11 protein-coding genes are annotated in these 15595 nt (G+C 45.0%); 9 read left to right on the top strand and 2 right to left on the bottom strand.

From position 1 onward, the window contains the following. Window positions 1-25: 25 nt before the first annotated feature. Both R7P80_RS09785 and tssH read right to left on the bottom strand, forming a co-directional pair. A complete protein-coding gene (locus R7P80_RS09785) occupies window positions 26-1657 on the bottom strand; it encodes a sigma-54-dependent Fis family transcriptional regulator (protein ID WP_225491559.1) in 1632 nt (543 codons plus the stop codon). Next, a complete protein-coding gene (gene tssH / locus R7P80_RS09780) occupies window positions 1644-4322 on the bottom strand; it encodes a type VI secretion system ATPase TssH (protein ID WP_213960691.1) in 2679 nt (892 codons plus the stop codon). The genes R7P80_RS09785 and tssH overlap by 14 nt, the downstream gene beginning before the upstream one ends. Window positions 4323-4778: 456 nt before the next feature. On the opposite strand from tssH, the gene R7P80_RS09775 reads away from it, so the two are divergent. The 9 genes from R7P80_RS09775 (at window position 4779) to tssB (ending at window position 15589) form a co-directional block, all read left to right on the top strand. Beyond that, window positions 4779-5297: an Hcp family type VI secretion system effector gene (locus tag R7P80_RS09775; protein WP_005373415.1), complete on the top strand. Its 519-nt coding sequence runs from the start codon at window positions 4779-4781 to the stop codon at window positions 5295-5297. A 72-nt stretch (window positions 5298-5369) separates the two neighbouring features. Beyond that, window positions 5370-7448, top strand: a complete 2079-nt coding sequence (gene tssI / locus R7P80_RS09770) for a type VI secretion system tip protein VgrG (protein ID WP_005373412.1) — start codon at window positions 5370-5372, stop codon at window positions 7446-7448. Window positions 7449-7450: 2 nt separating this feature from the next. Continuing rightward, the gene (locus R7P80_RS09765) at window positions 7451-7933 is read left to right on the top strand and encodes a hypothetical protein (RefSeq protein WP_158159483.1); all 483 of its coding nucleotides are present in this window, start codon (window positions 7451-7453) and stop codon (window positions 7931-7933) included. A 94-nt stretch (window positions 7934-8027) separates the two neighbouring features. Next, entirely contained in the window at window positions 8028-9347 is a 1320-nt protein-coding gene (locus R7P80_RS09760) for a hypothetical protein (RefSeq protein WP_225491560.1), read from the top strand. After that, window positions 9328-10320, top strand: coding sequence for a DUF2169 domain-containing protein (locus R7P80_RS09755; RefSeq protein ID WP_053307562.1), 993 nt, complete (start codon window positions 9328-9330; stop codon window positions 10318-10320). Before R7P80_RS09760 ends, R7P80_RS09755 begins: the two co-directional genes overlap by 20 nt. Next, on the top strand, window positions 10313-11257 hold the full coding sequence (locus R7P80_RS09750; protein ID WP_053307563.1) for a hypothetical protein: 945 nt from the start codon (window positions 10313-10315) through the stop codon (window positions 11255-11257). Before R7P80_RS09755 ends, R7P80_RS09750 begins: the two co-directional genes overlap by 8 nt. A gap of 237 nt (window positions 11258-11494) precedes the next feature. Next, on the top strand, window positions 11495-13495 hold the full coding sequence (locus tag R7P80_RS09745) for a serine/threonine protein kinase (RefSeq protein ID WP_053307564.1): 2001 nt from the start codon (window positions 11495-11497) through the stop codon (window positions 13493-13495). Next, window positions 13482-15056 (top strand): type VI secretion system protein TssA, encoded by a 1575-nt coding sequence (gene tssA, locus R7P80_RS09740; RefSeq protein WP_225491561.1) that lies wholly within the window; start codon window positions 13482-13484, stop codon window positions 15054-15056. The genes R7P80_RS09745 and tssA overlap by 14 nt, the downstream gene beginning before the upstream one ends. A 26-nt stretch (window positions 15057-15082) precedes the next feature. Then, window positions 15083-15589: a type VI secretion system contractile sheath small subunit gene (gene tssB / locus R7P80_RS09735; RefSeq protein WP_005373381.1), complete on the top strand. Its 507-nt coding sequence runs from the start codon at window positions 15083-15085 to the stop codon at window positions 15587-15589. Window positions 15590-15595 lie beyond the last annotated feature (6 nt).

Raw genomic sequence — 15595 nt, 5'->3', positions numbered from 1 at the left:
TTTAGAGTTTTCTTTTTAAGCCCCATCAACCCGCTGCAGAAATATCGTATTTCTTCATCTTATGGTTGAGAGTGCTCATTGGAAGTGCCAATTGCTCGGCGGCCTTCTTGGTGTGCCAATTGCAGGCATTTAAGCAATCGATGATTACTGTACGCTCGTATTGGCTAACGACGTCTTTAAGGCTCTTTGAAACGTCTTCTAAATCCGCTTGTGCTTGCTGCTCGTAAGCAGGTTGCTCTGGGGTAGGTGAAGCTGCTTTCATGTCGATACTTGGTACATCTTCTGGGATTTGTTCGCCAAACTCAATGTGAGTAATGGTTTCAAAATCGGACAGTAGTACCGAGCGCTCGATGATGTTTTTAAGCTCACGCACGTTCCCTGGGTATTGGTAGGCAAGCAGCTGTTTACGTACATTGGCACTTAACCCTGGCGCTTGCGGCAAACCTAGCGTGTTGGTTGTGTGTTGCACGAAATGTTCAGCAAGGGGAATAATGTCCGACTTACGGGCTCTCAGGGGCGGCAATGTAATAGGGAAGACATTTAAGCGATAGAACAAGTCGGCACGGAATCCGCCATCTTTGATTTGCTGCATAAGATTACAGTGGGTTGCAGCGATAACGCGCACGTCCACTTCAATCTCTTTGCTGGTACCGATAGGGCGAACTTTACGCTCTTGCAGTACACGCAGTAACTTCGCTTGTAGTAGCATTGGCATATCGCCAATTTCATCTAGGAAAAGCGTGCCGCCGTTGGCTGCTTCAAACAAACCGACTTTGTCTTTGTCCGCGCCCGTGAATGAACCTTTCTTATGCCCAAACAGTTCAGACTCTAACAACTGTTCGGGAATTGCCGCACAGTTTTGTACGATCAAAGGCTGTTCTGAACGGTTAGAGTTTTCGTGAATGTATTTCGCGATCACCTCTTTACCGGCACCAGTCTCACCACGCAACAGAACGTCGACAGGAAGAGACAGCACTTTATCAAGACGATTCAAGACATTGAGCATTTCTTCGCTCTCTGCAATAGGGCCTTGATAGGTTTTTTGAGTGCGCTTTTTGAGTTGCGTATTCTCACGAACGAGGGCTTGATTATCGGCACTGAGGCTTTTAATCACTTGCCCGTATTGCTCTAACCAAACAGCTTGGCGAATATTACTTGCGGCCATGCGACAAAACTCAGTCAATGCAGCCTCATTGTCGATAACACTTAAATCGAGCAAGACCAAGAGTCCAATGGTCTTACTTTCGCTATCAATCAAAGGCCAAGCCAGCAAGTTCTCGCTTTTTAGTCCTAGCGTCTGCTCAGTTTGATAGATGCTGTCACAGTCATAGCCGTTGTACTTATACAACTCGTTAATCAATACCACTTCACCATTGCGAATGGCAAAGTTAAATGGGTCGTTCTCACTTGCGGAATCAATCTGCAATGCCTCCCAAGGGTGGGAAACAATCGTTTTATCGTTATGGTGAGCGGTACTTGGAATCAACGCCTGACCAGTCTGGTCCAAAACATAAATGATGCCGTGCTTTGCGAGGGTCATTTGTCTCGCAGCGGTCAACACAGCATCCAAGGTTTGGGTAAGCTGGCTGCGATCAGCCAAAGATTGACTGATCGCAAGTAGGGCGTTGCTAAGTTCGCTATGGTTAGCTGAACGCATAGGTTAGTGTTCCTTGCTCATCGACAGACACTTCGATTTGCGTATGTGAATCATCCTTGTCATGCACTAGTAGCTGAGTCGAGAGCTGAGGCAGTAACTGACGGTTGATAACCGCGTCGATGTTACGCGCGCCCGTTTCAGCAAGGCGACAGTTACCTAGTACGAACTCAACCAAGCTTTCTTCGTAGCTCAGAGACAGCTTGTGATGGCTCTGTAGACGCTGAGAAACTTTGTTTAGCTTGTGGTGAATGATTTCTGTCATTGCTTCATCAGACAGCGGAACAAACGGAAGCACAGACATACGTGCCAATAGCGCCGGTTTGAAGTGTTGGTTCAAAGTAGGGCGGATAGCTTCTGCGATGATGTTTGCATCGATGTCTTTTGATTGATGAACTAAAGATTCGATCTCGTGCGTCGCAAGGTTACTGGTCATGATGATCAGCGTGTTCTTGAAATCGATGGTTCGGCCTTCGCCGTCGTTCAGCGTACCTTTGTCGAACACTTGGTAGAACAGGTTCAACACTTCTGGGTCGGCTTTTTCTACTTCATCAAGAAGTACAACAGAGTATGGACGCTGACGTACCGCTTCTGTCAGCATGCCGCCTTCACCGTAACCTACGTAACCCGGAGGTGAACCAATTAGGCGAGATACCGTGTGCTTCTCTTGGAACTCAGACATGTTAATGGTCGTCATAAAGCGCTCACCACCAAACATTTGATCAGCAATTGCACGAGCAGTTTCGGTTTTACCCACGCCACTTGGGCCAACCAGCAGGAATACGCCTGTTGGTGCGTCTGGGTTGCCTAAGCCTGCTTTTGCGGTTTGAATGCCTTCAGACAGTGCATCGATAGCGTATTCTTGGCCTTTGATGCTTTGTGTTAGGCTTTCTTTCAGTTTTAGCGTGGTTTCTGCTTCGTCTTGAAGCATCTTACCCATTGGAATACCAGTCCAGTCCGAGATGACGTGGCTAACTTCATCTGGGCCCACTTCAAAGTGAACCAGTGGGTTGCCATTGCGGATTACATCTAGCTGTTCTTGGCAGGCCGAAATGGCAATGCGAACGGCTTCTTCATCCATTTCTGCATATGGAGAAACGTCTTGCTCTTGTTCTGAATCTTCGTCTGCAACAAGCTCTTCTTCATTTGTTTCTCCAAAGACCAGTTCATGTAAGCGAGAGCGTAGAGCAATCATCTCTTGGATCTGCTCTTTTTCTTTGTGCCATTGCGCTTCTTGTTCTGCTAGCTCTTCTTTCGTTGTTTCCATTGCCAGTTTTAGGTCTGGAATGTTAGCAAGGCTGTGCTTGTCGCCAGTTTGCTGCAGAGCATCACGCTCAAGTGCTTCAAGCTCGCGCTGTTGAGCTGCAAGTTCTTGTTGCAGAGTCTCAACAGAAGCAGGAATGGCATTAAGGCTGATGTTCACTCGTGCACACGCCGTATCTAGTACATCGATCGCTTTGTCTGGCAGTTGACGACCAGAGATGTAACGAGCAGAAAGTGCTGCCGCAGCAGTGATAGCATCGTCACGCACGTAAACGTTATGTGACTTCTCGTATGCTGGGCGCAGACCACGAATGATCAATGCTGCTTGCTCAGGAGACGGTTCGTCGAGTTTCACCAATTGGAAACGACGTGCAAGGGCAGGATCTTTCTCGAAGTACTTCTTGTATTCCGACCATGTTGTTGCGGCGATGGTTTTCACTTCACCACGCGCTAGGGCTGGTTTTAGCAAGTTTGCCGCGTCGCTGCCGCCCGCTTGGTTACCACCGCCAACAAGGGTGTGTGCTTCATCGATGAAAAGAATGATAGGGGTTGGCGAGTTTTTCACTTCATCCAATACCGCGTTTAGGCGTTTTTCGAATTCACCTTTTACGCTTGCACCAGCTTGCAGAAGACCCATATCTAGCCCGTAAAGCTCAACACCTTTGAGGTTGTCTGGTACGTCACCTTGTACAATCTTAAGTGCCAAGCCTTCTACTACTGCGGTTTTACCAACGCCCGGTTCACCAACAGCAATAGGGTTGTTTTTACGGCGACGAGCAAGAATGTCCACGATTTGGCGGATTTCTTGGTCGCGGCAGAAAACAGGATCGATTTCGCCTTTGCGTGCTTTACCAGTGAAGTCTGTTGTGAACTTGCTCAGTGCTGAGCCATCCTCACGAGCTTGTGTTTTCTCTGAAGTAGCAACTTGCGCCTCAATAGATTGGCTTGTTAGCTCTGCAAAGTTACGCTTAAGGCTGTCAGGGTTTACCGCTTCAAGGATAGAGGCGTAACCATGTTGGCCGTAACGGAGAGGGTTGCTAACAAGAGTAAGGAGTAGGGCACCAGAGCGGATTTGTGTTTCGGATAGATCTAAAGAAGAAACCAGCCAGCTTTCTTGCAACCATTCGATTAATAAAGCAGAAAAAACAGGTTTGCTGCCATTTCCTTTGGCGTTGGTGTCGAGTGTGGATCGAACCGATTGTCTTAATAAGTTCTCAGAACAATCAAAATGACTTAATAAGACGTCAAAATCACTATTTGGCCTTTCTAATAGACTCAGTAAATAATGCTCAATTTGAACTTCGTTTGCTTTTTCAGAGACTGCAAGTGCAGCGGCGTCTTCTAATGCTACTTTTGCAATCGGGTGTAGACGCTGAATTAATGAAGAAAGGTTTATATTTATCATAGCCATTTTATTCTTTAGAGGAAAAGAGGTAGCGGCTATTATACTAAAAGTGATTGCGTTCTTTTTTTATCAAGATATTTTGACTATCGTTTGTTGGTTATTTTTAATGATTATTGTGACATTAATGTTTGTGGTTATTTTAATGGCGTTGTTATTCTAAATTAATTGATAGTAAAAGTGTCGGATTTATTAGTTTTAATGACTTTATTTACACAGTTTTATATGGTTATTTTCACTTTTTAAAGTTAGAACAATTTATTATTATCTTAATCCAACTTTTTGGTTTTTTATCCAATAAATTGTACTCAAGATATTAGTGAATAATGCCTTAATTTGTATAAGTTGTTGTTTTTATTGTGTTTTTAAAGTTGGCACGGACTTTGATTATACCAAGTAGTCGCGGTGATAAGCGATTTGGTGATTTAAACAAAACAGATTTTAGAAAAGGAAATAGCGATGCCAACTCCAGCATATATGTCTATCCAAGGTGAGACTCAAGGCCATATTACTAAAGATACTTACTCTGCAGATTCAGTAGGTAACACATGGCAAGAAGCTCATGTTGATGAGTTCCTAGTACAAGAACTTGATCACGTGCTAACTGTTCCACGTGATCCACAAAGTGGTCAGCCAACTGGTCAACGTGTACACCGTCCACTTGTTGTAACTAAAGTTCAAGATCGCTCATCTCCACTACTATTCAACGCACTAGTATCTGGCGAAAAACTTCCTGAGTGTGTGATCCGCTTCTACCGCACTTCAGTTCAAGGTAAACAAGAGCACTACTACTCAATCAAATTGATTGATGCGCTACTTGTCGATATCCAAACTCGTATGAACCACTGTCAAGACGCAGCAACAGCTGACCGCGTGACAGAAGAAGTGCTTAAGTTCACTTACCGTGCGATCGAAGTAACTCACGAAAACTGTGGTACTGCGGGTAACGACGACTGGCGTGCTCCACGCGAAGCTTAATTGCTCGTCGCGTAAAGATTCAGGGCCAACGATTGTTGGCCCTAATTCGATTATTTGTATCAGGTAAAAGATATGGTGAATGACGTAGAATTTAAATTTGAAGTGCCTGGATGTGGGCATGAATTTCGGGTTGAGAGCTTTCATGTTCATGAAGAGTTATCTAAGCCTTTCCACATCAATCTCTCATTACTTTCACTTGATCCAGATATCTCGTTCGATGAGTTAATACGTAAAGCAGGAACATTGACACTTTACGGACAAGGTGTTGGGGCTGCGCGTGTGTTCAACGGAGTGGTGAATGAAGTTCGTTACTTAGGGACTGGGCGTCGTTTTTCTCGTTATCAATTAGTCTTGGTTCCTCAAGCTTGGTTCTTATCTCAGCGCCAAGATTGTCGTATTTTCCAGCAAAAGTCAGCGCAAGACATCATCACAGAAGTACTCGATGATGGAGCAGTCACCGATTACCGATTTGAAGTGTCGGGTACTTATCCTCCAAAAGAATACGTTCTGCAATACCGTGAGTCTGACTTGCACTTCGTGCAGCGTATGATGGCTGAACACGGTATGTGGTATTACTTTGACCATAGCGATTCAAATCATACGATGGTCATTGTCGACAGTAATGACGCGATTGCACCTTTGATAAGCTCGCCACTAAATGCTTCTTACATTGGGCCGATTGTTTATCATGCCGATGGTGGCGGTGTTGCCGATCGCGAACATATCTCTGATCTCGAGTTAGTTAACCGCGTTAGAACGGGACAGGTTACGTACACAGATTACAACTACGAACACCCTAAAATTCCACAAGAGATGACACAGGCTGGCGAGCTAGACCAAGATCTCAAGCAGTTTGATTATCCTGGACGATACGTCGACCCGCTGATGGGGCAGGTGAGAACCACGGAGTGGATGTCGGAACACATAGTCGATAATCAACAAGTGGAAGCAACGAGTGACGTAATGCGCTTAGCATCTGGTTACAGCTTTAACGTCAGTGACCACCCGCGTTCTGAGATTAACCGCGATTACCTCATGTTGTCTGTAATGCACACAGGTCAAGATCCGCAAGTGCATGAAGATGAAGCGAGTGGTATGCCAACCACTTACTACAACCAGTTCTCGTGTATTCCACGTGATGTGGTGTTTAAAGCGCCTAAACTAGCGGCACCAGTAGTGGATGGCCCTCAAACGGCGGTCGTTGTAGGACCAGAAGGTGAAGAGATTTACACCGACAAGCTTGGTCGAGTGAAAGTACAGTTCCATTGGGATCGCTACGGTGATAACAACGAACATTCAAGCTGTTGGATTCGTGTAAGCCAATCCATGGCGGCGCCAACATGGGGCGCAGTTTATTTGCCGCGTATTGGCCATGAAGTCGTAGTGACTTTCCTTGAGGGGGACCCAGATCGTCCGTTAGTTACGGGCGCAGTTTACAACGGTTTGCATTTCCCACCGTACTCTTTGCCAGAAAACAAAACTCGTACCACGTTCCGCACGCAAACGCACAAAGGAACAGGTTACAACGAGTTGAGTTTTGAAGACGAAGCGAACCAAGAAGAAGTCTATATTCACGCTCAAAAAGACATGTCGACCAAGGTGCTCAACAACCGTTACCGTGATATCGGTCAAGATGAATTCTTGAAGGTTGCACGTCACCAAACGAATGAAGTTCATGGTGACCATAAAGAAACCATCCATGGGCATAAAACGACACAAGTAAACAGTACGTTTACCGAGACAGTCGAGCAAGACGTTACCGTTACATACAACGCGAACGAAGCCCAGTATGTGAAAAACAATTCTGACTTAGAAATTGGTGATAACCGTACGACTAAGATCGGTAAAAATGATGACTTAGATATTGGCGAAAACAGTAACCTTACTATCGGTGCGTCTAAGAGTTCAGATATTGGTGCGGATGATAACCAGACGGTTGGTGGCAACTTAACGGTATCAGTGAAAGGGAACACCGCTTATAAAGCTGATGGTGCAACGCAAATTATCAGTGGCGACAAGATTGTATTGAAAACGGGTGGTTCCTCTTTAGTGATGAACAGTGATGGTTCAATAAAGTTATCAGGCTCGGCTATTACGATCGAAGGCAGTGACAAAGTCGTCGTGAAAGGTGGCAACGTAGTGGTTAACTAACAATGGAAAAACAACCTCTTACAACAGAAGTAATATCAGAGCAGCAAGCCGAATCAACGGCTTGCTTTTCGCGTTTTGGAATAATAGTGGCTATCAGTGAGTCTACGGGCAGTGTGCGAGTTGATTTTGATGGTAACCCATTTAAGCAGCCACTCACTGCGAGACTAGGACGTGGCTTTCGTCGTTCTGAACTGCAAATGGCTATCGATAATCGATTAAGTTGTCGAGTTGAGTTTTTGAACGACGACTTAAGCTTGCCTCTTGTGACGGACATTTTCTTCTCCATTCTGGATGACTCTGACGAGTTTGTATTGCGAGCGAAGAAGATGGTTATCGAGACAGAACAAGAGTTGGTAGTCAAAAGTGGTGAGACAGAAACTCGCTATAGCGGGCGCGATGGACGAATTACCACTAAAGCGAAGTACGTCACTTCTCAAGCAGAAAAAGCACAAAAAATTCAAGGCGGAACGATCGCAATTAACTAATTACCTAGCATTAGCTAATTTACGTCGAGTTAGCTAATTACTTTGTATTAACTAATTGCAATCGCGTTATGGCACGCTAATAACGGATAACTAGATGCGACAAAGAATCGGTGTCGAGCACCTAAAGGCACCCATAACCAATCAAGAAGTCGAAGGCGCGTTAGCAAAAGCTGAGCGCGCTGTGAACGACCTTTCCCAATTGCCAGTAACATGGCTGGATTTCTGTAATGAAAAGCTGTCCATTGCTTCTGAAAGTATCGGTTTTTTAATCAGGCAGCGAGTTCAAATTCACAAAAGGGGTTATCCAAGTCGTGAGTTGGCGTATCTCAAGCTGATTGAACGCCAAATTGAAGAACTGAAGCAGGTGTACTTGTCGTTTTATCGCTTAGCACCGGGGTTGATTCATCAATTAAGAAGCAAAGAGCCAGAAATCTACAGCTGGCTGATGCTACAAGGCGAGTTGGGCTTAGAGTTGGATAACCTTTTGTGCGGCTTGAGTTTACTCGAAGATATTGACGTTAAAACCGCAATGGTCATCGCCGTACAATCTCCGGTTGAATCTATGGATAGCACGCTTTCGGAGCTTATTGAGGGTAATGCGACATCCGGTGCGTTTTACTTTGAATGCTTACGTGTACGTCAAACATTAAGTGTTTCTCTCATCAAGCGTTGGAACAAAGCCAGTATCATTAGCTCTCATGTTGCTTTGCCACTGCTCGCTTTACAAGACGTGAAAGAGGGGATTGATTGGCTCAATGACAATGCAGGCAGCGAACAATATCTATTTGAACGTTTGATTACCAAACGTGACAGAGGCACTTGGTTCCGTCAGTGCTTTGGCATCGAACCAAATAGATTACCATCAGCGCAAGTGCTCACTTACGCCAAGTTGCTTGAGTTAAAAGAGTTTGAGGCGTTTGATATCTCTTCTTCATTAGCACCTGTTGATTTTGCGCTGAGTGGTGATTGGAAACTGGTGCCCCAAATCATCGAGCACTTGGAAAGTCTGGAGGAAGCTGAAGGTGAAGTTTGGCTTCATGCCTTGTATGTCGTCTACGGAAAGCTTCTTCCTCTGACTCCGCAAGATGTTGGTGTCGAGTATGAATGGGAAGAGATCGTCGATCTGCTCAATGAGTGGGTGGAAGATGAAAAATATATGCAAAATCTACCAAGCCGCTTGGGTTACGCATTGAGCTTCGAGTCTACGTTAGCTGCGATGCAAGATGCTAACGTTGATGTGCTGTTCCGAGATTGGCTATGGCGTCAACTCTGTATTCAATCCAGAGCCTACGTGCCTTGGGATATGGCAATGCCGATTCATCAACAAGACTGGAACTTCAACAATTTAAAGGCCGCACCTTCTGCGAGCGAACGATTCAACTTAAGGAATAGCAATGCAGTTATGGGATATTGAGGCGCACCCTGAGCTATCACTTAAAGGTCGTTTTCAACGTGACGAAAACGGCGATGAAGTCTGGGTTGTAGTCGCCAAACGCACATGGCAATTCGATGGTGTGGTTTGGCACGAATTAGGTGAAAGTGAAATCTTCGATGATCCCCAATATTTGGGCGAAGAAGGCTTCTCTGCGATGAAAGTTGACCACGAGTTCGCGTATACCAAAGAAAACACAGATGTACTTGTTTACGGCAAAGCGCGCAGCTACGCGAAAAAGCCAGTGACATACCAAGAGTGTCGTGTGCTGATTGATGGTCATATCGATAAGACTCTCGCTATTCACGGGGAGCGAGTATGGGTTGAGCATGCTGGTAGTATAACGCTGAGCAACCCAGTCCCATTTATTGAAAAAGACATTGATTACACTTGCGCGGTAGGCGGTGATTTACGTAACCGAATAGGCGGTGGTGTTGCCGATTCCAACAAAGAATTGCTTGAACAGAAAGTACCCTCGATTTTTTATCCCCGAGAGGACTGGAGTGCCGCCGCGAAAAAACTACGCGTTGCGGGGTTCGGGCCAGTGCCTCCGTTCTTTGAGGCGCGCCAGAAGCTGGCCGGCACGTTCGATGACGATTGGATTGAGAATCGCAAGCCAATGTTGCCACTCGATTTTGATAAGCGGTTCTTCCAAAGCGCGCCTATTGATCAACAGTGCAAAGGCTTTCTTCGTGGGGGGGAGCGTTTGATGATGAGTGGTTTTTGTCATGATGACACGCTTTCATTTCGAATTCCTAAAGAAAAATACCGTGCGATCGCGACGTTTAAAGGTCAAAGTTATCAAGCTGATATGGCGATGTACACCTTATTCGTTGATGCGGAAAAGAAAACTATATCAATCAGTTACACGGCTGCGTTTCCTTGTCAGGGCAAGGAGCATTTGTTGGTGTCGACATCGATCACTAAGTTGGAAGAGGTAAGCGAGCATGCATAATTCAACAGGCCGTTACGTGCTAGGGATGGAAGTGATGACGCCAACCGGTATGAATTTAGATATTGCTAGTGCAGTTTCGTATGCTGATTTAGGAAGATTCGACCAATGTGTAGGGGATGATGGTATCGAGCGTTTTACTTACGCCAAAATCGAATACACCAAAGAAAGTGAGCAGTTTGAGAAAACGTGTGAGTTAATCACCCACTTGCTTGATTCATTGTTAGCACAGTTACCACGTTCATTGAGACCAATACCTTTGCTTATAGCTGTGCCTGCGTCTGTTTCACTAGTAAAGGTGCAAGAATGGCTTGGTGAAAGTAACTATGCTGAATTTCTCTCTGTGGTGAATGCTGTTCATGCCAGTGGGCCCAGTTTCGTTCTCCAGGCCATGAAATCATTGGATAAATATGATGCTATGATGTGTATCAGTGTCGATTCCTTGGTGAGTTCGATGCAAACACTCATCGACGATGCGATGGTAATGAGTACCAATAATCCATGGGGCGTTATTCCGAGCGAGGGTGGGGCGGGTTTAATTCTTTGTCGAAAAAACACCGTAGAAACATTGAAACTTAAGCCTCAAGCGCAGCTTGGCTACATTGATACGGAATTAAACACTTCAGACCGAAGAGGCATGTTTCGACTTGTTCAACGTGCGAGTAAAAAGCTCTATTCATTTGGTGAAGTGTATTCCGATATGACGAACCTGCGCATGCATTCGGAAGATTACGGCTTTGCTCTGGGGGCGAAAGCAGAACGATTCACGAACCCAGAACAACCGCAGCTTATCAATGAGTTGTGGGGCACAATGGGCAGTTGTTCTTCTCTCGCTTTAATTGCCTTTGCGGTCAGAGAGCACCACTTTAAGCAACCAACTACATTGTTAATGTTCGACTTTCATGGTGACAAAGGAGTTCTCCAATTACTGCAATGTTAGTGGGCACTCATCGATCAAATGGCAATGAAAATATACTCATATTATTAGGTTGAAGTTTGTAACACGAAAAAGCGTATAACTCATGCAGTGAAAGCGTAAGTAAAAAGGTCTAATAAGTTAGTAATAATAACTAAAATAATAGGCTTACTGTTTGTTTTAAATACCAACCTTGATACAAGTACGTTCAAGAAAATATTATTCAACTCTAATAATATTTATTCTATGAAAGAGTACTAAGTGTCTAATAATCAGAGTACAGCCAAAGGATATATCGATCAGTTGGTTGTTAAAGCTATTGAGAAAAAGAAACTGAATGAGCAAAGGCTAGCAGAAAAAAATAAGCCGAAGCTTGAGTACGTGCTTTTTTCACAGTTTGATGTATTAGATAAGCTTCCTTCTAAAAATGGTAAGACAACGGTTTACCATCTTGCAAAAAAAGGGCAGCCAGAGAAGCAAATCTGTTGCAAAGTTATCAATGATGACTCGCCAGAATTTGCGAGCAAAATGTTGATTAACGAAGCGAGCAGGCTGGAGCTTTCTCAACACCCTAGCGTGGCTAACTTTGTAAAAATCGGCAACGAATTCGAACGCCCATATTTGATGTACGAGTGGATCCAAGGTGAATCACTGGCAGAAAAAATGGAGCGTCATTCTTCTAAAGGCTTCCGCCACGACCACATCGCTTGGTTGGTGTATCAACTCGCTGGCGCTCTAGAGTTTATGCATACAAGAGGTATCTGCCATCTTGATATTAAACCATCTAACGTATTAGTGAGTGAAGGCGATTACGTTAAGCTCATTGATTTCGGCGCTGCTCGTTACATTGGAGAGACAGAACCATACGCAGAGGCAAGCTTGAGCTACGCTTCCCCTCTTTATATAGAAACTGGCATCGCGGAACCGCAAGATGATGTTTACTCTCTCGCTTTGCTCGCTGGACATCTATTTTTAGGCTCAATATTTGGTGATGCTTGGAATAAGCAGTTAAAAGACCGAAAGCGTCCGGCTTTGATCCCGGTTCATATTTGGAAATTGCTGAAAGAAGTCATCAACAAACCAAGAGGGCATGGCTATACCGCTATTTCTTTTGCTCAACAGTTAGCGCGAATCGATACGCAATCAATTAGCTCAAATTCTAACGCACCAATTTTCAGTAGCTTGCGTAACGCGGACTTGCTGCTTACACACTGTAAGCCAAATGATAAAACGGCGTATGGTCGCTTTAAAATATTAGAGGCGAGCTTAGTGTTGAGTGTGCTGGCAACAGCAGGAAGTTATTTATATCAACAGAATAAAGATCAATTGGATGCCATTTTTTCCCGAGGTGTCACTACTGTAACTCACGTTATTACGCCCTCTGAAACGGCTTCTTTTTTGGCTCAGCCTCCATGGAAAATCAAAGAAGAATTGTCTCAAGCTACTCAGAGTATTGATATGACAGTAGCTTATCGAACAGCATATCAAGCTCAGCAGTTAAGCCTCTCGAATTTATATGAAGAAAAACAGGCTCAGTTAACGTCGTATCAATCGTTAGCGGATGGCTTACCAATGGCATTAGTCGAACTACGTAAGGAGCTTGTCACCTTGCGAGAAACCCTTGTTCGTGACGGTGCTCTGTTTCCATATGCGGATGAGGCGTTGACTAAAGTGATGTCTGGGTTAAATGTCGCGTCTATCGATTCCATGAAAGTATCTGCCATAGCTGGCAGTCGAGATAAGCAGATTGCTCGCTTAATTTTAGATGGTGAAGCTAAGCTCGCAGAAAATGAAATGAAAGAGGCATGGTTGTTAAACCAGTCACAAGCCTATTTTTACAACCAAATCTTACCAAAGGCTGTGATGGAAAATATTAATGACTCCATCGATAAACATGCAGAGGCGCACTTTTACACCAAAGCAATTGAAGAAGCCGAATTAGCCAAAGCCTACTTCGGTAATACGCCAGAACTAGACAAAAAAATAAAGGATTTAATCGTCGCAAGAAGCGAATTTATTTTGTTTAGCACCGTGATGGAGCAATCCGTTTACGACAAACAAAAGCTACATGAATCCCTTGCCGATTTAGAACGGAATGCACCAAGTAAATTTACAGAAATCACGAAAATTCTAGATAGCATGGCGTCGGATGCGATTGAGCAGAGCCATCGATTATCTAAGCCAGCAAATGGCGCAATTGCGGTAGCGCGTGCGTTGAGAGATTACTTGACTGAAGGAGACGTGAATTTTGTCCAACATTGATATCGATCGTCTGCTTAATCCTATTTCTGATGAATCTCCAGTGGGTAACGATGCCCGTTACGAGTTTTGCTACGAAATGATGGAGTCCGAAGTGAAGAAATTCGGTTCCTTGTTTGGCGAAACAGTAGATTGGAGCGTGGTAAAAACGCACGCGACTGAAGTTCTAGAGCACCACAGTAAAGACTTAAAAGCCATTTGTTACCTCGTTCGCGCGCTAACAGAAGAGTTTGGTCTGCAAGGCTTTGAACAAGGTCTAAAGCTGCTTAGTAAGGCGTTAAATCGCTTTGGCGTTGAACTGTATCCTTCGCGAAAGCGGGGTCGAGATGGCGCGGTCGAATGGTTGAACCATCAGTTTAAACTGGTCTGCAGCAAGTTAGCGGAAAGCGCTCAGTCATGGGATTTGGTATCAAACTGCATTTCGACTATTGAAGAAGTGCAGCGCCAGTACGACGAGGTTTACCAAGACTCAGAAGCGGATTTCTTTGAGATTCGCACTCAACTCAATGTTTTATCTCAACAAGCGGCGGCTGATGAGCAGAGCGATGATGCAGTCGTTAACGTTGAACAAGCGGCGCCTGCACCAGCTACGCAGTCTGCTGCCGAAGAAACGCCAGCGCAGAATGAAGTGCAAACCGCACCGGTGAAGGCGGTTCCGCCGGCCCCTAAACCTGCGCCAGTTAAGAAAGCGGTAGCAAAAGAAGTCGATGTCGATACGGACTTCTCTTCGCCTACGGCTTCTAAGCGCACCTTGAAGAAGGTTGCGGAAGTCATGCTTCATGCGAACCCAAGTGATCCGCTGGCTTACCGGATTTATCGTCATCTGACTTGGGATGACATTGATGGTCTACCCGACCACCAAAATAATCAAACGCCTTTGAGCTTGGCAGTGTCGTCCGATCAACAAGCGGAATACCGAGATAAAGCTGAACAAGAAAGCGACATCGACACCATTAAGCGTTTGGAGCGCACATTAACGGATGCGCCGTTTTGGCTGACGGGCCATTACTTCGTGTATTCGATGCTTAATAACTTGGGCTTTGATGATGCAGCGCTTGCTGTGAAACAAGAAGTGACGCGTTTTGTTGAATCGCTAGAGGGCATCGAGCACCTCTCATTTAAGAATTCTATACCATTTGCAGATGAAGCGACCTTGAGCTGGTTATCGACTCAAGATACTACTTCTTCGACTTCTCAACCCGTTGTTCAAACGGTTGTGATTTCGCAGGAAGACTCGCTGCCAATGGAGGATATCACTCTAGAAAATCTAGGGGAATGTGCCGCAGAGCTTGCCCACAAACTTGAGCTGGATAGCTCGGGACGAGGGCAGTTCATGCTGTATTTACAATTGATAGCAGCTTACCAGTCTGTTGGATTATACCCGTTGTGTTTGCCGTATCTTGAGAAGGGGTGGGAAGTACAAAAAGCGTTTAATCTCGCGAGCTGGGAACCCCACTTATCGTCACAGTTAGAAGACCTAATTCGAAAAACACTCCATCGGTTATTTGGAAGCAAGGATCTTCTACCTGAGAAGTATGAAGAGTGGAAAGCAATTTACGACTAATTAAAGAGTTAGATAAGGAACGAATTATGTCACGTGACGGCTCGGTGGCTCCTAAAGAGCGAATTAATATCCGTTATGTTCCAGCAACTGGCGATACGCAAGAAGACGTAGAGCTGCCGCTAAGCATGATGGTAGTTGGCGACTTTACTGCGCGTGCAGATGAGACACCAATTGAAGAACGTACTCCAATTAACATCGACAAAGACAACTTTAACGAAGTGCTAGAGGGCATGTCTCCAAACGTTAAAGTCAACGTTGAAAACCGTCTTTCTGATGAAGAAGGCGGCCAGATTGGTGTTGATCTGACCTTCCAAAACATGAAGGACTTCTCTCCTGAAGCGATCGCGAAAAGTGTACCTGAACTAAACAGCCTACTTGAGCTTCGCGAAGCCTTGGTTGCACTTAAAGGTCCTCTAGGAAACGTGCCTGCGTTCCGTAAGAAGATCGCATCGGTTCTTCAAGATGAAGAAGCGAGAAAGAAACTGTTGGATGAACTAAGCATTGGCAACGACCAAGACGCGAAAGAAGAGTAAGGGATA

The organism is Vibrio sp. 2092 (assembly GCF_033339635.1).
GTDB lineage: Bacteria > Pseudomonadota > Gammaproteobacteria > Enterobacterales > Vibrionaceae > Vibrio > Vibrio alginolyticus.
This window is presented reverse-complemented; position numbering and strand designations above follow the sequence as displayed.

Coding starts and splice junctions, on each gene's coding strand:
- R7P80_RS09785 (WP_225491559.1), bottom strand. CDS start 1,657: ATGCGTTCAGCTAACCATAGCGAACTTAGCAACGCCCTACTTGCGATC.
- tssH (WP_213960691.1), bottom strand. CDS start 4,322: ATGATAAATATAAACCTTTCTTCATTAATTCAGCGTCTACACCCGATT.
- R7P80_RS09775 (WP_005373415.1), top strand. CDS start 4,779: ATGCCAACTCCAGCATATATGTCTATCCAAGGTGAGACTCAAGGCCAT.
- tssI (WP_005373412.1), top strand. CDS start 5,370: ATGGTGAATGACGTAGAATTTAAATTTGAAGTGCCTGGATGTGGGCAT.
- R7P80_RS09765 (WP_158159483.1), top strand. CDS start 7,451: ATGGAAAAACAACCTCTTACAACAGAAGTAATATCAGAGCAGCAAGCC.
- R7P80_RS09760 (WP_225491560.1), top strand. CDS start 8,028: ATGCGACAAAGAATCGGTGTCGAGCACCTAAAGGCACCCATAACCAAT.
- R7P80_RS09755 (WP_053307562.1), top strand. CDS start 9,328: ATGCAGTTATGGGATATTGAGGCGCACCCTGAGCTATCACTTAAAGGT.
- R7P80_RS09750 (WP_053307563.1), top strand. CDS start 10,313: ATGCATAATTCAACAGGCCGTTACGTGCTAGGGATGGAAGTGATGACG.
- tssB (WP_005373381.1), top strand. CDS start 15,083: ATGTCACGTGACGGCTCGGTGGCTCCTAAAGAGCGAATTAATATCCGT.